General features: G+C 34.3%; 19 protein-coding genes and 1 pseudogene. 13 read left to right on the plus strand and 7 right to left on the minus strand.

Annotated elements, in window-relative coordinates; genetic code table 11:
• Nucleotides 1–314 precede the first annotated feature (314 nt).
• On the plus strand, nucleotides 315–1,220 hold the full coding sequence (locus MHH81_RS08695) for a DUF1835 domain-containing protein (protein ID WP_340920154.1): 906 nt from the start codon (nucleotides 315–317) through the stop codon (nucleotides 1,218–1,220).
• A gap of 154 nt (nucleotides 1,221–1,374) precedes the next feature.
• On the opposite strand, the pseudogene MHH81_RS08700 reads toward MHH81_RS08695, so the two are convergent.
• Together MHH81_RS08700 and MHH81_RS08705 are read right to left on the minus strand one after the other, a co-directional pair.
• A pseudogene (locus MHH81_RS08700) lies at nucleotides 1,375–1,491 on the minus strand (tyrosine-type recombinase/integrase); the annotation flags it as partial.
• Between the two features lie 34 nt (nucleotides 1,492–1,525).
• Entirely contained in the window at nucleotides 1,526–2,110 is a 585-nt protein-coding gene (locus tag MHH81_RS08705; RefSeq protein ID WP_340920156.1) for a tyrosine-type recombinase/integrase, read from the minus strand.
• A 130-nt stretch (nucleotides 2,111–2,240) separates the two neighbouring features.
• Here MHH81_RS08705 and MHH81_RS08710 point away from each other — a divergent pair, with 130 nt between their 5' ends.
• Nucleotides 2,241–2,786 carry a hypothetical protein gene (locus tag MHH81_RS08710; RefSeq protein WP_340920158.1) on the plus strand — a complete coding sequence of 182 codons (546 nt, stop codon included), beginning with the start codon at nucleotides 2,241–2,243 and terminating at the stop codon, nucleotides 2,784–2,786.
• Between the two features lie 174 nt (nucleotides 2,787–2,960).
• Here MHH81_RS08710 and MHH81_RS08715 read toward each other — a convergent pair whose 3' ends face one another.
• The gene (locus MHH81_RS08715; protein WP_340920159.1) at nucleotides 2,961–3,356 is read right to left on the minus strand and encodes a DUF3224 domain-containing protein; all 396 of its coding nucleotides are present in this window, start codon (nucleotides 3,354–3,356) and stop codon (nucleotides 2,961–2,963) included.
• A 373-nt stretch (nucleotides 3,357–3,729) separates the two neighbouring features.
• Here MHH81_RS08715 and MHH81_RS08720 point away from each other — a divergent pair, with 373 nt between their 5' ends.
• Both MHH81_RS08720 and MHH81_RS08725 read left to right on the plus strand, forming a co-directional pair.
• A complete protein-coding gene (locus MHH81_RS08720) occupies nucleotides 3,730–3,933 on the plus strand; it encodes a hypothetical protein (protein ID WP_340920161.1) in 204 nt (67 codons plus the stop codon).
• A 426-nt stretch (nucleotides 3,934–4,359) separates the two neighbouring features.
• The gene (locus MHH81_RS08725) at nucleotides 4,360–4,818 is read left to right on the plus strand and encodes a hypothetical protein (RefSeq protein ID WP_340920164.1); all 459 of its coding nucleotides are present in this window, start codon (nucleotides 4,360–4,362) and stop codon (nucleotides 4,816–4,818) included.
• 157 nt (nucleotides 4,819–4,975) lie between these two features.
• Here MHH81_RS08725 and MHH81_RS08730 read toward each other — a convergent pair whose 3' ends face one another.
• Nucleotides 4,976–5,581: a DUF6241 domain-containing protein gene (locus MHH81_RS08730; protein ID WP_340920166.1), complete on the minus strand. Its 606-nt coding sequence runs from the start codon at nucleotides 5,579–5,581 to the stop codon at nucleotides 4,976–4,978.
• Nucleotides 5,582–6,433: 852 nt separating this feature from the next.
• Here MHH81_RS08730 and MHH81_RS08735 point away from each other — a divergent pair.
• From MHH81_RS08735 to MHH81_RS08750, 4 genes are all read left to right on the plus strand, one after another.
• Complete coding sequence (locus tag MHH81_RS08735) at nucleotides 6,434–6,598, plus strand: hypothetical protein (protein ID WP_340920105.1); 165 nt, start codon at nucleotides 6,434–6,436, stop codon at nucleotides 6,596–6,598.
• 568 nt (nucleotides 6,599–7,166) lie between these two features.
• Nucleotides 7,167–8,144: an NAD(P)-dependent alcohol dehydrogenase gene (locus MHH81_RS08740; protein WP_340920168.1), complete on the plus strand. Its 978-nt coding sequence runs from the start codon at nucleotides 7,167–7,169 to the stop codon at nucleotides 8,142–8,144.
• A 722-nt stretch (nucleotides 8,145–8,866) separates the two neighbouring features.
• Nucleotides 8,867–10,150 carry a murein biosynthesis integral membrane protein MurJ gene (gene murJ, locus MHH81_RS08745; RefSeq protein WP_340920171.1) on the plus strand — a complete coding sequence of 428 codons (1,284 nt, stop codon included), beginning with the start codon at nucleotides 8,867–8,869 and terminating at the stop codon, nucleotides 10,148–10,150.
• 136 nt (nucleotides 10,151–10,286) lie between these two features.
• Nucleotides 10,287–10,544 (plus strand): hypothetical protein, encoded by a 258-nt coding sequence (locus MHH81_RS08750; protein ID WP_340920173.1) that lies wholly within the window; start codon nucleotides 10,287–10,289, stop codon nucleotides 10,542–10,544.
• A 543-nt stretch (nucleotides 10,545–11,087) separates the two neighbouring features.
• On the opposite strand, the gene MHH81_RS08755 is transcribed toward MHH81_RS08750, so the two are convergent.
• On the minus strand, nucleotides 11,088–12,779 hold the full coding sequence (locus MHH81_RS08755; protein WP_340920176.1) for a M3 family oligoendopeptidase: 1,692 nt from the start codon (nucleotides 12,777–12,779) through the stop codon (nucleotides 11,088–11,090).
• Nucleotides 12,780–14,279: 1,500 nt separating this feature from the next.
• Here MHH81_RS08755 and MHH81_RS08765 point away from each other — a divergent pair.
• Entirely contained in the window at nucleotides 14,280–15,206 is a 927-nt protein-coding gene (locus MHH81_RS08765) for a phosphotransferase enzyme family protein (protein WP_340920180.1), read from the plus strand.
• A 176-nt stretch (nucleotides 15,207–15,382) separates the two neighbouring features.
• The gene (locus MHH81_RS08770; RefSeq protein WP_340920183.1) at nucleotides 15,383–15,685 is read left to right on the plus strand and encodes a hypothetical protein; all 303 of its coding nucleotides are present in this window, start codon (nucleotides 15,383–15,385) and stop codon (nucleotides 15,683–15,685) included.
• 258 nt (nucleotides 15,686–15,943) lie between these two features.
• Here the strand turns inward: MHH81_RS08770 and MHH81_RS08775 are convergent, their stop codons facing one another.
• Nucleotides 15,944–16,123: a DUF4083 domain-containing protein gene (locus tag MHH81_RS08775; RefSeq protein ID WP_340920144.1), complete on the minus strand. Its 180-nt coding sequence runs from the start codon at nucleotides 16,121–16,123 to the stop codon at nucleotides 15,944–15,946.
• 297 nt (nucleotides 16,124–16,420) lie between these two features.
• Here MHH81_RS08775 and MHH81_RS08780 point away from each other — a divergent pair, with 297 nt between their 5' ends.
• The 3 genes from MHH81_RS08780 (at nucleotide 16,421) to MHH81_RS08790 (ending at nucleotide 17,623) form a co-directional block, all read left to right on the plus strand.
• Entirely contained in the window at nucleotides 16,421–16,714 is a 294-nt protein-coding gene (locus MHH81_RS08780) for a hypothetical protein (protein ID WP_340920186.1), read from the plus strand.
• Between the two features lie 93 nt (nucleotides 16,715–16,807).
• Nucleotides 16,808–17,071, plus strand: coding sequence for a hypothetical protein (locus tag MHH81_RS08785; protein ID WP_340920188.1), 264 nt, complete (start codon nucleotides 16,808–16,810; stop codon nucleotides 17,069–17,071).
• A 183-nt stretch (nucleotides 17,072–17,254) separates the two neighbouring features.
• Nucleotides 17,255–17,623, plus strand: coding sequence for a membrane lipoprotein lipid attachment site-containing protein (locus MHH81_RS08790; RefSeq protein ID WP_340920190.1), 369 nt, complete (start codon nucleotides 17,255–17,257; stop codon nucleotides 17,621–17,623).
• Between the two features lie 35 nt (nucleotides 17,624–17,658).
• On the opposite strand, the gene MHH81_RS08795 is transcribed toward MHH81_RS08790, so the two are convergent.
• Nucleotides 17,659–18,180, minus strand: coding sequence for a helix-turn-helix domain-containing protein (locus MHH81_RS08795; RefSeq protein ID WP_340920192.1), 522 nt, complete (start codon nucleotides 18,178–18,180; stop codon nucleotides 17,659–17,661).
• Between the last annotated feature and the right edge of the window lie 87 nt (nucleotides 18,181–18,267).

An 18,267-nucleotide genomic window follows, 5' to 3' on the forward strand; every position in this document is an offset into this window, starting at 1 on the left:
TAATGAAAAATTGGATTTTTGACGAGGAGAAGAATTCGGAATATTGGGCATTAGAAAATAGAGAAAGAATTCACCCAAATTATGATGCTAATGCAATTATTGACTGGTTAAACAATGTAAGGTTTAAAAAAGGAATCGCAAAAGCAAAATAAATCACCAGTCCTCAATTTAAAGTAAAAAAGAAATTATATTATTAAATTGGTTCTTTAATAAAACGATAAGATTAACCTTTTGGGGGCACGTTAGTGAAAGAAGGTTATGGTAAACATAACTTATGAAAAATAAAAAAAAAGGTAGTTTATAGGAGACGGAAAATGAAAAAATCATTGATTCAAGTTTCGAGAAAGGAAGAGAAAAAAGAGCATCCACAAACGGTACATATTGTATTTGGTGATTCGACTGCAGGTAGCTTAAAATTCGCATTTCGTAAAACTACTTATACAAAAACAGAAGAAATCATTGTGTTACCCGATATTTTATCGGTTGGTCCAATTGAATCACTTCAAACAAAAGAAGGGATAGAAAATCGTTTTCAATGGTTTAAGGAAAACTATCGTGATGACTTCAAAAATCTTGAAGAATATAAACAGGGAATGTTAAAAGCAATCGAGAAAATAATAGCGATACCACCTTATCAAAAGGTGATTATTTGGACATGTGAGAACGCTGCTGAGCAAACAGGTCTGCGTATTGTCCTTTATTTATTGCAAAATAAAGTCAATGATGTGTTCGAACTCAATACGTTTAATGTATTTCACGAGTTCTTTACATATCCTATGTTAGAAGAGGAACAGTTTCCTCGTTCATCAGGAGAATTGACTCCCGAAAAACTGCTTCAATTTTATGAACAATTTGAGCTTAGACCAATAAATTTTGCAAAACGTAATTCTCTCAGTGACGAAGGACAGAATTTAATGCTGATTGAAAATCATTTGAGAACATGGGAGCATGGTGAGCTTAGGGGTTCAAATATTGAACGAGGTGATGATTTTATCATTCATTGTGCAAAGAAATTACATAAAGAACAAGGTACATATGATTATATGAAGTCGGCACGTTTGATTGGTGAAGTAATTGGTCATATGCAGCAATACACTGGAGATGAATGGATAGATTATCGACTCCGAGATTTAATTTCAAAAGAAATATTTGAATATCGAGGGGATTTAAGTGCAATGCGACTATACGAAGTGAAATTAAAAAAAGAGTTACTTCACTAACGGGTGCCTTAGTCAAGTAGAGCAACGTCTCTAAGACGTTGCTATTTTTATATTTAAAAGTACTTCTGATAATACTCTTCCTTAGCCTCCCGCTCAATTGAGCGTATATCCTTGTGGTTTCACTTTTCTCATGCCCCATAAGACTTTGTATGACTTCAATAGAAGCTCCATTATTCAACAAATGAGTTGCATAGCTGTGTCTAAGTTGGTGTGGATGAATCTCTTTGTTAATTTCCGCACGATTGGAGATCCGCTTGATGATGTATCGCATTTGGCGACACTCATTTTATGTGGCTGTCTTGCTGTTACAAAGATGGCAGGATTATTGTCATTCCGGCTTTCAATATAGCGTTTAGCCATATGTCGCAACGTATATTGAAATAAACTTCCCTCTCCTTATCACCTTTTCCTCTAACAATCGCTGACTGATTGGACCAATTAATATGGTTCTTTTCTAACGCAACTATTTCTCCAATTCGACAACCGGTAGAAAACATGAATTCAAAAATCGCTTTTTCCATTGGGGAATGACAGGATTCACGAAGGTGTTCAATCTCCCGTTCGGTTAAATACTTGGGTATCCGCTTACCCACTTTTGGCTCTTTAATCTTGGAAGTTGGATTCTTGCTCAGGTAGCCTTCTTCATGAGACCAACGAAAAAACGATTTTATAAAGCGGATACGATGTGCTAGACTGGCTGGTTTTAAATGCTTGCACGATATAGCAAGATATTCCTTCAGTTGAATTGTATCCAGCAATTCCATCTCTACATCCTTAAAATAACCAATTAGTAGCAAAGACTGTAACTGATAGGCCTTCAACGTTTGCGGCGAAAAGCCCTCTATTCGTTTGTCAGCTTCAAACAAAGACCATGCTTTTGAAAGTAACAATTCCATTCCCCCTAAAATATTATTATTAAAGGGATTATTGCCAACTTAATAGAATTATAGACATAAGTTGTGTTTTTACTAACGAAGCAGCTTAGTGGAAGAAGGTTTAAAACTTATAGGGGGAATTTGGGTGTTTAAAAAAAATAAACAAGTCATTATTTGGGTTATTATTGCTATTGTTCTTGTTTTATTTTGGCTCTTGCCACGAGGAGATGACAAGGAACAAATAGCAGGTGAAATTAAAAACCATTCGAACGTTACAAACATAAATCATATTGAAGTAATTGATGACAATAAATCAGTTGCTTTTTCCAAAACGGCTGATGGTACTGAGATGGAAATGTATCTTGAAAAATCGTTGTTTTCTTGGAAGAAAAAAAGAGATTATTCCTTTATTCCAGAAGGGATAACTGAACCAATCCATCTTTCATTTTTCGATTCTCCTTTTAGCAATGAAGAAGAATTTAATGCTGTTTTACTAAGGGTATTCGATAAAGAAATAGATAGCGTGAAAATTGTCAAAGGTAGGGATATAATTCATAATTTTAAACTTCTTGCTAAGGATTCAGATGAGAAATTTGGATTGTTTAGAACCAAAAGTGGTGAAATATATGATGCTGAATATATTGCTTACAATAGTGAGGGTGAAGTAGTTTATAGTAGTACACCACAATAAAACTTCAAGGAACATAATAACTTATTAAAGTATCGTGGTGCTTTACTTCAAGAAGAGGTAAAGCTTTTTTCTTATTGAACTAAAGGGGCAGGTTAGTTGAACAAGCTCGTTCGACGAAAAGGACATTCCTGGTATTACAGGGGATGCCCTTTTACTAAACTATAGGGTATTTTGCTAAAATTCAAAGTCTAGAATCATTTTACTGGTTTGACCTGCAAACCTATAATTATAGGACCCTTTCAGGCTTTCTAATTCACCGGTGGCTTTGATGATTGTTGCCGGAGAATCTAGATTTCCTTTATCAAATATTCCTTGCTCTATAGCTGTAAATGTCCCCCGTTTTCCCTTATAAGTTCCCTCGAAATGCAGAAATCCGGAAATTTTAGAAGTGGCCATGTGACCATCTTCTGCATTTGATTCTAGATAATATAATAAATATTCAACAAAAGCTTTTCCTTTTAATTCACCATCAATATCATATTCGACATGGGCAATATTAATAGGGAAATCTTTTCTAGTGTCATCGACTGGCTTTTCATCCCATTTGCTTACTGTAAATGTTACCTCCATACGCGTAAACCTCCCTACATTATTAGATAAGTAATCTATCTCCAGTATACCACCTAAAAAGTACCATCAATAGTGGTATCTCATAGGAGTGTTTTTATTTTTTGTTCTTTACTGACTTTGTGAAGTATTACACTTACAACTTACAGTAACGGGTGCTTTAATGAAGGCTCATTGAGCTGCTTAGACGGTTTTTTTTCTTCTTCAACTAAAGCAGCAGTTTAGTTGAAGAAGAGGTTTTTTTTGCGAATGTGTTGAATAAGTTAATATATGTAAAATATTGAACGAGAAGGGGTGCTTTACTTCAAGTCTGGGGGTGGCACTTTTTTCTTAAACTAACGCAGGACAGTTCAATAATATTTATAGGGGGCATTTTATGATTAAGTCTTTAAAAGGGCAATTTATCTTATCTGTATTTGTTGCTATTGGCTTTGTTTATGTTAATTTTTCTAGTATTGAGTTTATTGCTGACAAGAGGGATCCAACCGTTCGGGTAATATTTTTCTTCACCATGATTTTATCGGTGTTTAATGCGGGATTATTGACGGAAAAATACATTCAAACAAGAAAGAAGAAATAACTTTTATCCAACTACCATGAAAATTAGTTTCTTCAAGAAAAGAAAAATGACAATACTTAAGAAGACCCCTACTTAATCGTAAAAAAAGAGGAGAGCATAAATAAGTCTATGGATTACGGTTGACTGGATTAAGGTCAGTATCAGTATTGACACTTCCTAAACATTTTCATTCTCTGTGGTGCAGCACTGATTTTGTGCTGCATGGATGGCTAACGGGTGCTTTAGTTAAAATTCATGGGGTTGCTTATGATAATTATAGATAGATATTAATAGTAATCGAAGGAAATGTAAAAAGTCTCAATGAAGGCTGTCTTTATAAATTTTGTTGTTATTTAAAAAACCAGATTATTATAATAATTGAAACTTAAAAGGATTTGCTTCGTCTATCTTTAATAATATAGACAATTGGATTGGAGGTAATAATACATGAGAAGGATTATATTTCTTGTTTTATCATTGGCTTTTATGTCTGTATTTCTTTTAGGTTGCCAATCAGAAGATAACACCACAATAGATGTAAATAATACTAACTTTGAACATCAGTCAAAAGATAACGAAAAATTGAAAGTTGATGGAGAAATTACAAAGATCAGTATTTCAAAATCAAAAGGAAATAGTGGTAGTGCAACAATTTTTGAAGATGATGAATCAATCGAGACATTAAAAAGTATAATCTCAAATGCTGTAAAAGAAGATGGAATAGTAGATATGGCTAATCCAGAGTTTTATATGAATCTTATCTATGACAATGAGAAAGAACAAGGTTTTCATTTATGGATTGGTGAAAAAGGTGAAAAAAGCACGTTGATGAAAACTGATGATACACACACCATTTTTACGGTCTCAGAAGAAATGACTGACAAGTTAATTGATTTAACTAAATAGCAGTTATAATCAAGACCTCTAATGTAGGTCTTTTCTTATGCACTTCGCAGAATATCAGCTGTTATATAATTTTATTTTTGACACCTTAAAAAAGCATTTGCATTACACGATTTTTCAATCGATAAATTCTTACCGAGATCAAGAAAACAACAATCTATTAATTCTGTTTTTCTGTCGAACCAAAGACTTCATCTACCTCCTTAGCGAAAACTTGGAATATATAGTGTATCTCTTGTTCTTCTGTAGCGATACCTGTCGCTACACCACCAGTTTTCGACCCTTGAATACTCATCAAAGCATTATGATCATTGTCAACTTTTGAAAAATCACCCTTTTTCCAACGTTTTAATATATCTAAATATGTTTCATAATGCTCATATTTGTCTTTATTTTCTTCTACCATCTGTATCAAAATATCGGTTCTTTCTGGTGTTATCATAATTGAACTTTCTTTTTCATCAGCAATAATCTTTTGGTGCGCCATTTGTTGAATCACTTCTTCCACTAGATTGTCAACAAATGGTTCATTTCCAATTTTCCATTCATCAATCATATTGGAATGAAAATTATTTTCCCAACCAAAGGTGTAATCCACTGTCGATACAAACTCTTTTTTTTCATCTTCTTTTGAACTGCTATCTACTACATTTTCAACAACTATAGAGGTTTCTTTTTCATAGTTCTTTTCCAAAAATAAATAAGTACTGCCTATACTCAACAAAGCCGTTAAGACAACTAGACCTAAAACACGAATCGACTTCATTTCTATTACCACCTTTATTATTAGTTACCCCAAAAAATAGCATATAAATAACCTGATGTGTTATTCGTATTTTAACATAAATATCCAGTTGAGGCGAAACTGTTATATTTGATGTAGGGTAGGCGTTATAATACCATTTAACAATAAATCAACCTTTTCCTTTAACATAGCCAAAAAAAACTAAAACATCATTGTGGAATAGATGTTTTTGTTTTTTTATTTCTTTAGCATTTCTGGAATATTAGTTGAAATCGTTTACTCAATTGTTTATCCGACTGAACAAAATAGTTTGTTATTCAACTAACGAGTCCATTAGTTAAAGATCATTGGGTTGCGTAAGCAGCTCTTTTTTCTTATTGAACTAACGGTGCAGTTTAGTTGAATAAGAGATATGAATATTCCATTCTTTTTATGCCGCATTTGGCACAAAACACGACATAAAAAAAGAGCTAAATTTCAGCTCAAAATTTGTGCGGTTTATCAACCTTGATGGATGCGACTTCTCCACAATCTTTACAGAAAGTATAGGTGAGTGATGATCCAGAAGAAAAGATTTTATTAATTGATCTTATCAAAGCGTAGCCATGACTAACTTTACCTTGGGTATAAGTAGTACCAGCGCAGGATTTACAAACAAATTTCTGGTTTGACATATTATCACCTCACCACTTAAATACGGATAATATTGATATAAGTTTCAAAAATTTAAGGTAATATTTCACAAGTTTAGTCGTAATTCGACCAAAATGTGCAGTAGAAGAAAAGGTGTTCCTCAACTAACGCAGCAGGTTAGTACTATAAGCATTGTGTTAAAATTCGGATAGAAAAAAGGGGAAGAGAGAGGTTTTTTAAATGAATAAAACTATGTTTTACTTTTGGATATTTGTTATTGCTGTTATTGCATTTTTTACAGGGGAAATTGCTACGGTTATGATGCTGTACTTAATTTTAATTACTCTAAATGCAATACATTCAACCATTAAAGATTTTTATGATGATTGGAAAAATAGGTATTAAAGTTGAAATACTGTTTATCTTTTCACTTTTTAAACTACCGGGTGCTTTACTTCTAGAAGGAGTGAAGCTTTTTTCTTATTGAACTAACGCCGCAGTTTAGTAGAATAAAGATGTTGGTTAATTGTGGTAAAATGGAATTAGATGTGGAGGGATTTCATTGGACTCATTTTTCATTTTAATGTTCGTTACGTTTGAAAACATAATTACTACTTTTTTTAAAAATGGTATTTGGGTAATCGGTTTTTTTTACTTGTTAAATAAAACATTTGAAAATAATAGACTTAAGTATTTTTCTAAATATGCTATATGGATTGTTATGTCTATATTATGTATCCATTCAGTACTAATAGGTATACAAACTTTATTCTTATTCAACTAAAGTGGCAGGTTAGTTCAATAAGGAATTAATGTAATCATAGGGAGAAAGTATTATGTATTTACTTTTATCAATTGTTCTAAGTACAGTTTTAGGCTTTGTTCTACGTAAAGGAATTTATGGCTATTTAAGCGAATTATATAAAATGTATAACTAATAACGAATTGAAAAATATTCTGGGAGGTTAGTGAGATGAGAGCAGCCGTTTACAGTTCGTATGGATCCCCGGAGGTCCTTAGGATAAACGAAGTTGAACTACCACCTATAAAGAATGACGATCGGGTACTGATCAGAGTGCATAACGCTTCGGTCAATCAATTTGATTGTCTATATCGGAAGGGTTATTTGCCTACCAGATTAGATAATGGTCTTAAAAAACCAAAATCATCAATATTGGGGATTGACGTTTCGGGTATCGTTGAAGCGGTCGGTAAAAATGTAGAAAGATTTAAAGTTGGCGACTATGTCTACGGAAGCTGCTTCGGATCCCACGCAGAATATGTCTGCCCTCCACAGAGTGGACTAAGTCATATGCCGAAAAACATAACTTTCGAACAGGCTGCAGCCGTACCATGTGCTGCTCAAACAGCTCTTCAGGCTTTGCGAGATGTAGCAAAGATAAAATTGGGACATAAGGTTTTGATCTACGGAGCTTCGGGCGGTGTCGGGCACTTTGCAATTCAGCTTGCCAATTACTACGGGGCTGAAGTAACCGCGGTTTGCAGCACCTCGAATCTGCAGTGGGTGAAAGATCTCGGTGCACATTACGTGCTCGATTATACGAAGGAAGACTTCACGAATAACGGACAAAAGTACGATATCATACTGGATGCTGTTGGTAAAACGACCTTTTTTAGTTGTTTACGTTCACTAGCTGAGAATGGTGTCTATATAACAGAAAACCCCCTCTATCCTATGTATCACCCAGTTCAGTTATTGGTTGGTTCCTTAATCGGTCGAAAGAAAGCTAAGCTGCATCTTGCAAATCCTAATGACATGGATCTAGAATTCATGCGGGGGCTTATAGAGGAAGAGAAAGTAAAACCAGTTATAGAGAAGTGTTATCCCTTGGATCAAATCGTAGAGGCTCATAGGCATGTAGAAAGCGGACGTACAAAAGGGAAGGTAGTCCTTCAAATCATATCTCAATTTGCATGCGTTGATCCTTAAAGGCTAAAGTAACTTAATCAAGCTAGTTTAATTCAGTAAATTAAGTATGAAAAAGCGTGCTTTATTAAGGCTTTAAGTTAGAGTAAAATCAACTGAGTTAAATAAGATTAACTCAAAAAAATAATTATGTGAGCAAATGTGTGAGCTTTATGGAAAGCAAGTGATCTTTATTTTTAAACTTTGGTGAGGTTGTTATAAGAGGATTAACGCAAAAACGACTGAAAATCGAGCAAAGAATAAGGAATTAATGAAAATAAAGCTGTTTTCGAACGAGTTGAACCTGAATAAAAGGGTTTTGAGGAAACTGATGAAATAAATATGAGTGTTGATTCTGGAAGGGATTAACGCTCTTTTTGTTGAACTTATTATACTAATGGGGCAATATACAATGAAAATTGATTTTTGAAAGACCTTTAAAAGGACAATCAGAAACCATTCGTTATGAAAGTTTGTGAAACATTACACTTAAACTAACGAGGCAGGTTAGTGAAGAGTGTTGTTTAACTTGTGTTCAACAATCGGGACATATTGCGTTATACAAAGGGGGAAAACACTAAGAAAAGTTCTCATAGCTAATGTTCAATACAACTTCAATATAACAGGCTAAGAGGATTATAAGTGATAATTCTGATAGAATTGATATATCTGCTATGCAAATTAATTTCACAATATCGGGAACTTGTTGTTGATTTATCGTTCTGCCTAGAAAGGTCGGGTTGTATATGAGTAAAATTATGAAAATTTTTGGGGCAGTTGCGATCATTAATATACTGGCCAGGTTACTTGGTTTTATTAGGGAAATAGCGATAACGAATCAGTATGGTGCGTCGACTACAGCTGATGCAATTGCAAAAGCGTATACAATTCCGAATTTCATTTACCTCGTTGTTGGTGGTGGATTGACGACGGCATTTATATCCGTCTATCATTCGACTAAATTAGATAAGGCTTTGTACGTTCGTAACTCGCTTACGACTGTTCTTGTGACAGCGGTTTCCATAACAGTTACATTAATCATCTTTACAGATCCAACTTTGAGACTGTTCTTCAACAGTCAGAGTGCTGAAGAGTATGCATTGTTACGCAACCTATACCTTTGGATGATGCCTTCTTCTATCATTCTAGTCCTATCGACATGGATGAGCGGATTGCTTAATGTAACCGGTAAATACAACTTGTCCAGTATTGCAGTTTTTCTTTATAATGCAGCCTTTGTCGGAATAGCTGTCTTGTTAACCAGTTATTTCGGACCTGAATCTTATGGTATTGGTGCATTGTTTGGTGCACTGTTTATGGGTGGATTTCTTTATGTGGGACTTCGGAAATCGAAACTCTATTCGTTGAAACCATCTTTTGGCATGACTGAAGATGTTAAGAGGTTATGGATCATCGCTTTGCCGATATTGTTCGGTGGAGCCTCGTTACAGTTCTATATTCTCATTCATAGGATTGTATCTGGGCAGTTTGGAGAAGGAGTGACTACTGCGGTTAACATTGCCTCGAAATCGACTGGCCTTCCTCAAGCAATCTTGATGACCGCAGTGACAACAGTCATTTATCCTCTCCTGAGTAGAAAAGAGGGAGAGGGCGACGTTCAGACTATTCGGGCACTCTATAAAAAGGGAATGCTCTACCTAGTCGTACTACTCGTTCCAGCAACGGCTGTTGCTTATTTCTTTGCAGAACCGCTTGTAAGTCTTGTTTTCGAACGTGAGGAATTTACTAGGGAGTCGGTCTTGCTAACGGTACCAATATTTCGTGCATTTTCACTGTCAATGTTTTTCCTCGCTGCGAATACATATATCACTAGATTCTACTATGCAAAAGGCAATTCGATAGTGCCGGTAATATTTAGTGTGATTAGCGTTTTAGGCATTAATGTAGCTGTTATTTATTTGATGATGGGCTCATTTGGTGCTTCTGCGATTGCTTACGGTACGGTTATTAGTGCTGCGGCAAACTTCATAATGCTCGTTATTTACGCAAGGGTGAAATGGAATTTCTAATTGTAGCTAATACGCATTGAAGGTAATTCTCGTCTGTTTAGATGGCTCTTTCTTGTTCAACTAAAGCGGCAGGTTAGTTGAATAAGAAGGCATACATAAAGAAGGGTTTGCAGAGAGGGAGTGGAAGTTGGTGGATATGAAAAAGAACCATTACTTTTATATTATCATTGGATATATAGGTACTTTATTAATATTGATTGCTGGTATAAGGTACATTTTAATCACAGATGATGTCATAGGAAATGGACTCATATTCTTTGGACTTATTTTTATCCTAAATAGTTTAAATTTTATGGAATCCAAATTTCTTACAGTAAAAGAAAAACGAATTGTTAATTGGTCATTCTTTAGTTTGATGGCAATAATTCTAATAATTGGTTTTACTTTCGTATAAATATCATCTTAATTGAATCATTTTCAACTAACGGGTGCTTTAGTAAAAGATCATGGAGTCGCCATAGGTAACTCTTTTTCTTATTAAACTAACGCAGCAGTTTAGTTTAAGATGGTTATATAAGAATGAGAAATGTAAGGGGTGTTTTTATTGAAAAGCTATAACAAGATTGGAAAAATCTTATTTTATTTAGGAATATTGCTAATGTCAGTTGGATTTTCTTTTAATCAGACAATTGGGATTGCGGATACTCCTGAGCCATATTCAACATTTTCTATACCCTTAATTGTAATCGGAATTATATTAGGGGTGGTATCAAACTTTTATAAGAAAAGTAAAGAGAGTAATTAGTGATTTCGAAGGCTTTTCTTATTGTGCTAACGTGGTGCTTTAGTTCAAGATCGTGGGGGGTGCTTAGGCAACTCTTTTTCCTATTAAATTAACGAAGCAGGTTAATTGAATAGGAGGATGAAATAATCGATATCAGCTACCACATAAAACAAGTAGCCGAAAATGTAATTTCGGCTACCCATAGACTTGCTATTAAAATGAACGGTCATCCACCTGATCGATCCAGCTTTTGACCTTTTCAAGAAGCCTCTCCATGCTTCCATCTTCAAAAGGAGACTCCAGATTTGCACTCTTCAAAAGCTCAGGGTATGGGAGCCGTCCCCCTTGTTTGCACATTTTCAGGAAGCTTTCCCAAGCAGATTTTGGGTCATCTTTCTGTTTGATCCATAGCTGGACTGCAGCAAAATGGGCCAAATCATAGTCCATGTAATAAAAAGGCGAAGTGAACAGATGCTCTATTTCATAAAACCCTGTGCCTTGCCCTAAAAATTCATTGCCATCATAGTCCCTTTCCGGCAAGTACTCGTGCTCCAACTCTCTCCACTTTTGCTTCCGAACTTGCATGGTGGCTGTCGGGAATTCATACAGGAAGTGCTCGAATTCATCAACAACTGATACAACCGGCATATGAATAAATGCTTCGGTCAGGTTGGAAAACTGGTACTTCTGCGTATCTTCCCCAAAAAACAGTTCCATCCAAGGCCAGACAAACCGTTCCATCGTGAATGAAAATACCTCACACGAATCATACGGAATAATGTACTCATGGATATTGGAGTGACGGCTCATATAAAACTGAAATGCATGGCCCGCCTCATGTGCAAAAACCCTGACATCATTGGATGTGCCGTTGAAATTCGCGAAGATAAACGAAGCAACTTCCGGACCGCTATACGACGCGAATGCCCCACCCATTTTGTTTGTACGTGATTCCACATCAAAATTCCCTTTTTCCATCAGTTCATCAAAAAATGCACCCGTTTCAGGAGACAGTTCACGGAAAATAGCCCGATAAACCTCTAATATTTCCTGATGTGCCCCTATAGGCGAGGGCGAACCGTTCTTGAAGAAATATCTCTCATCATAATACTTCAGTTTGGAAACGCCAATACGGTTCAGCTGTTTCTTTCTAAGAACAGAAATGAATTGCCCCCCATGCTCTTTCACTTGCTTGCGATATTGAACGAGGTCGTTGGGCGTATGTCCTGTTCTATGCATTCGGTCATAGCCAAGTTCCACAAAGGACGAATAACCTAACGTTTTCGCGATTCGGTTGCGTGTCTTAACCAGTTCATCAAGGATTCGTTCAAAATCGGAGGCATGCTGTTTGAAGTAGCCCGATTTTGCTTCAAAGGCTGCTTTTCGAACCTCACGATCAGGTGAGCCCAGATATAGAGCCAAGGTACTGAATCTCAGCTCTTTTCCATTGAAAGGAATGACCGCTTTTCCCAACAGCTCCTGATACTCGGATACAAGGCGATTTTCCATCCTGATATCTTCTTGCACTTCATCAGAATAGGTTTTCAGCTTAATTTCTGCTATTTTGAATAGCTGATTGCCCCACTGGCTTTCAAGCTGTTCCCTAAATTTTGCGTTCAAAATCTCTCTGTAGTATTCCCCTGACATCCATAGCCAGCGTGACTCCAACTCTTGGAAAAAGGCATGCTGTTTATTGTATTCATCATTTACCGTATCTCCAAAGTAATGAATCCTCGCTTCGTTTTCTGACGCCTGATAAGCAAGTCGATGATGGTTCAGCTTTTCGAACTGGACATTTTGCTCCTCAAAAGAAGCTGCATTTATAAAGCCTTTCAACATTCTTTTAAAGTCTTTTTCATATTGGTAAATATCTAAGATGGAATCCTTTTGTTTGATAATATTCATTTTTCTCCCTCCAACCATTTATTACTTTAAAGAGTAATATATTTTACTTTAAAACGCAACACTAAAATACTCTGAAATAAAAAATAATTACGCTAAAGAGCAAAAAAAATCATAGAGAATTTCTATAATTTATTTTCATAAATGAATATATTATCTTTGTTAACTAAAAGTGACACTATCTGGCCATTTCAAACTTATTCAACTAACGAGTGCGTAGTTAAAGATGATTGAGTTACTTAGGCAGCTCTTTTTTCTTATTGAACTAACGGGGCAGTTTAGTTGAATAAGCAGAAATGGACTTCGTTAGTTTAAATTGGATTATTCACTTAATATTGGAACTTCCATTCATGTTAAACGTAAAGTAAAGGGACTATGTCAGTTCAATGAGATACATATAAAAAAGTGATTCTTAAAGGGGGAAATAATATGGGTATTTATATGATGATATTACCAATAATTAGTATGTTGTTAGGTTTGTATTTAGTATGTCTGGGACTATGGGAATTAAGAGTTGGTTTAGATAGAAAAAGATTTATAAACTTCTCGTTTACTGGGCTATTTTTGATCTTTATATTACCCGTTATCTTTGGGTTTCAATTGATAAATTTTTCTGCTTATTGAATTAACGGAAGCATTAGAAATGATCAATGAGCTGCATAGACGGCTCTTTATCGTTATTCAACTAAAGACGCAGTTTAGTTGAACAATGATAAACAACTACAAAGGAGTGAGAATATGACTTATTCATCTGCATTCATAGGATTGTTTTTAATGCCTATCCTTTGCATTATATTTTGTTTGAATTTGGTTTCTATATTGAAAAAGGTAAAACACGAAGAAAAAACTACGGTTAATACTGTTTGGCTTACAATATCGTTTACTCTTATTATGTGGAGCATCGCATGGCTAGCAGCAGGCACTTATTAAGCTAACGGGTGCTTTAGCTAGACAAGTGGCTACCTGTATAGGTAGCCTTTTCTTATTGAACTAACGCAGCAGTTTAGTTGAATAAGCAGGAATGAACTTTCGTTGTTTTTAAGTGGTAAATTTTATATAAATTGAAACTTCTATTTATTTCAACCGTATTGAGTAGAGAAGTAGCGGTATTAAAAGATAGGAGATAATAAGATGGTACTAATAATTCCAAAATGTATGAAGTGTAATAAAGAAATCAGGGACGATGAAGAAGTGTTTGTCCAAATTCGATACCCGAAGCGAAAAGGATTTACTGAAATCAAAGCTTATTTAAATCTTGAAGGTAAGTTTATCTGTAAAGAGTGTTCAACAAAAATTAATATTTAATATATTGTGCTTTAGTGACACAAAAAACTAAAGACCTTATTCAACTAACGTGGTGCTTTACTTCAAGAAGGAGTAAAGCCTTTTTTCTTATTGAACTAAAGCAGCAGTTTAGTGCAATAAGAAGTTCCATCATATTGGAGGATATTACACGTTCAAAGGAGAATATATAATTATTAACACTTTGGTGGAGGAACAATTATGGAACTTATAAATATAAGAAATATTTCCTCAAGTTGGGGAATAAATATTAAGGATTATAAAGGACTTTCAGAACGAGCAACGCTTATTATTTCTGATGATGAAGAGAAGTTTATACTGAAGAAAAAGGCTAGTTTAACCCAATTTGAAAGTGAATTAAAATTGCTAAAACATCTTAAAGACAACGGGTTTCAGGCTCAATTTCCAATATCGGATAAACTCGGAAGTTGGATTGTTTCTTACAAAGGTGATTACTATTGTATATACAATTATCTTGATGGTGAAACCTTTAGTGCTTCCGAAAGTTTACAAAATCCAATAGCACCAAAACTACTAGGTAGAACTATTGCAGTACTAAATAATACAATGAACTCAATAAACTTTGCTAATGAGTTTCCTAATAAAGACTTATTCCATATGGTTTATGGTTTTGCGGTAAAAGAAATTGAAAAGATGGACGGTTCCGAAAAGCTATTAAAAGTATATCAACAGTTAGAAAAAGAAATTAAAACTGTAGTTGATTCTTTAACGAAACAGCTAATACACAGGGATAGTCATATACATAATATTGTATTTAAGGATGAGATATTAACAGGCGTTATTGATTTTGAAATAGCAGAGGTAAATGTTAATATTTTTGATATTTGTTATTGCTCAACAAGTGTTTTAAGCGAAGTTTTCTTCAAGGAAAATTCAAGGGAAAGTTGGATAAAATTTGTTGGAGATTTAGTGTCTGAATATAATCAATACAGTTTATTATCGACAAAGGAACTAAAGTCTATATGGTATGTGATGCTTTGTATTCAAACAATATTTATGGCTTATTTTACGAATAATAAGGAAATTTATAAAATCAATAAAGAAATGTTCTTCTGGATTTATGAGAATAAAATAAATTTAGAAAACGCAATTTTAACAAAAAATTAAAATTCATATATTGGAAAATTAATTTGAGCGATGCTTATTTATGCTTCGCATTACTATTAAAAACAAGTTTGTGAATAAATGTACTTAAGCTAACGGGTGCTTTACTTCAAGAAGGAGTACAGCCTTTTTTCTTATTGTACTAACGCAACAGGTTACTTAAATTAGGGGGGATGGTTTTGAATATAATGTTTATCATTATTTTGGTGTTTTCTTTACTCGCTTCTACGCTAACTTCTATTTGGTTATTGAAAAAGAAGTGGCAAGCAAGGTTAGTTGCATTTGGTATAAATACACTTATTTTGTCAATAGCAACAATCCTACTTTACAAGTTAGACGTTCAAACATATCATAAACAGACAGAAGGATTATTTAGTAGTTTAGGTATAGGAGTATTGATGTTTTTCATTCCAATAATTACATTCATTAATTTCTGGATACTCGATTTTGTAAGAAATAAAAGTATGAGTATATCTAATTAGTATTTACTTCTTCTTGAACTACCATGGAAGAACTTAATTTCCTTGCATATTCTGTGGTGAAGCAGGGCTTCATGGATGGCTAACGGGTGCTTTACTTCAAGAAGGAGTGAAGCTTTTTTCTTATTGAACTAACGCAGCAGGTTAGTTGAATAAGAGAAGGGGAGTTTTTATGTCGCATTTGAGACAATTTATGTAGTAGAAAGTATCATTAAGACAAAAAAAAGCATCAATATTGATGCTTAGGAATTGACTAGAATGTCATGAACGCTCTTTTTCAAGTAAATCAATGATTCTATCCAGTTTAGTTTGAACCTCTTTAGAATGGTAATTCCGCAAGCTTGCATTTATTAATAGCCTTCTTAGAAACAAAGTGAAAGAAAGTACACCTACCAATATTAAAGTTAATATAAAAAGAGTATAGATTAAATCAATGTTCAATTTAACCCCCCCTAGATCCTATTTTTTCTAATTGTACCATATTTATACGATGCAGAAAATTAGGATTATCCTTTAGTGGTAATGGACAGTCCGACCATAATTTGTAATAGAAGTGAAGGTGCTTGTTCAACTAACGAGTGCTTTACTTCAATAAGGAGTGAAGCCTTTTTTCTTATTGAACTAAAGGGGCAGGTTAGTTGAAGAAAGAATTTGTTCTTTTCTAAAAAATTCTGTTGAGAAGATGTTAATACTTAGATGAATGAGATTGTTTTTTATAAAATATTAAGAGGTGATGTATTGTACATTTATTATGGATTTTTATTTGCGATTTTAATTGCAGTTATAGGTAGCGGTGTATTTTTAATCATTAAGGGAGACTCAAAGAAGTCATTTTTTCTAATTTGTTCAGGTGTGAATTTAATTATCATTCCACTTTCCTTATTTATTGGGGGTATGGCTACAGACTCTCCTGACAGTAATATGTTTGATTTTTTTAAGGGTTTTATATTTATTCAGGCAATACCACTTGTTTTGCTTATTATTAGCATTCTGAAAATATTATTGGCTTCGAGAAAATCGAAAGAAGAGTAGTATTATTTAAACGGATTTCTTATTAAACTAACGAGTGGTGCTTAGTATAATAAGACGCAACGAGAACCCTGGAAAAGTTAAGGAGGAAGTTCTATGGAAAATATATGTCTGATTTGTGGATTTAATGAACTTTATGACCCACCATATGATGAAAAAGGGGGGGCTTCAGACGAAATCTGCCCTTGTTGTGGTTTTCATTTTGGATTTGATGATGATGATGTTCAAGATAAAAAAGTTGTATATGAGCAGTGGAGAGGTAAATGGTTACAAAATGGAAGTCAATGGTTTTCAAAGAGCAGGAAACCCAATGAAAATTGGAATGTAGAGCAACAATTAAATAAAATTAACAATCTATAATACTATGTGACCTTTAGGATAATCTTAAAGGGCGAAATTAGATTTAACAGAAAAAATAACTCTAAAACCCATAAACAAATTTAAATAGCTGGTACAGTTTTATTGAACTGACGGGGCAGAAGAGTTGAAGAAAAGTGTGAAAGGCGGGGCGAAAATAAAAATCTATCAAAGGGGAGTATTGAAATGAAGAAAATAATTTTAATCATGTTAATTACTGTAATTTTAACAGGCTGTAATGGATTTCCAAACGGTACTATTAGTCAACCAGAAGGCAAAGTGATCGTGGGTGGGGAACAATATACAATGATGTCAGGTGATTACGAGTGGAAAGAAGACAACATTGAAATTAGTACAAAAAGTATTCCCGATATAAATGAATTAGCTGAACTTTTCGAAACAATAGAAGTCGATAAAGGTGATACATTAAAATTTGAAGTTGATAAAAACCCTTCTTCCATTACGGTAACTAAACTGAATGAAGATGGTACAATTATTCAATCGTTTTTCCCAGTAGTAATAAGTACTGCGTGGAATGTCAGCGACTTGAACTAAATCCACGACTTCATAATGTTTCTTTAGTTCAAAAATTACTTGCGCTTTAATTTTGTTTGTAATTTTTCTTGTTCGTGAACTAAAGCTTTCAACTTTTTTAAGTAGGCATTCTCCATACGCAAACGTTCATTTTCAGCTCGTAGAGCTTCCATAGATCCTTCATCTGGAGTTGTTTTTTTGTCATTCGATTTGGTTTCCTTTTTCATGGATGGACGCCTCTTTTTCTTTGTTTTTAGCGCGTCCAATCCTTTTGTCTTAAGCAACTCCTCCCACTGATAAATAGTACTCGGAGAAGAAATATTAAATTTGCTTGCCGTTTCTAGAAAAGACGCACCTGTTTCGTTCATAAAATTAAGTACGTCTAGTTTAAACCCAGATGAGTAGCTTGTATAGCCTTTCTTAAACCCTTTTTCACCCTGTGCTTCAAATAATTTCACCCAAGTAATGACTTGAGATTTAGCTACGCCAATGCTTTCTGCAATAGTTTGATAGCTTTCGTTTCCAGTTAAATAGCGTTCCACCGCTTGTAATTTAACTTCTACTGTATATTTAGACATAAAAACACCCCGTAAATGTTAGTTGGTGTCTAACATTTACGGGGCAGTTCATATTTCGGTGGTCTATTTTTACGTCCAAAACATTAG

The sequence above is a fragment of the Psychrobacillus sp. FSL H8-0484 genome, assembly GCF_038005325.1.
Classification (GTDB): domain Bacteria; phylum Bacillota; class Bacilli; order Bacillales_A; family Planococcaceae; genus Psychrobacillus.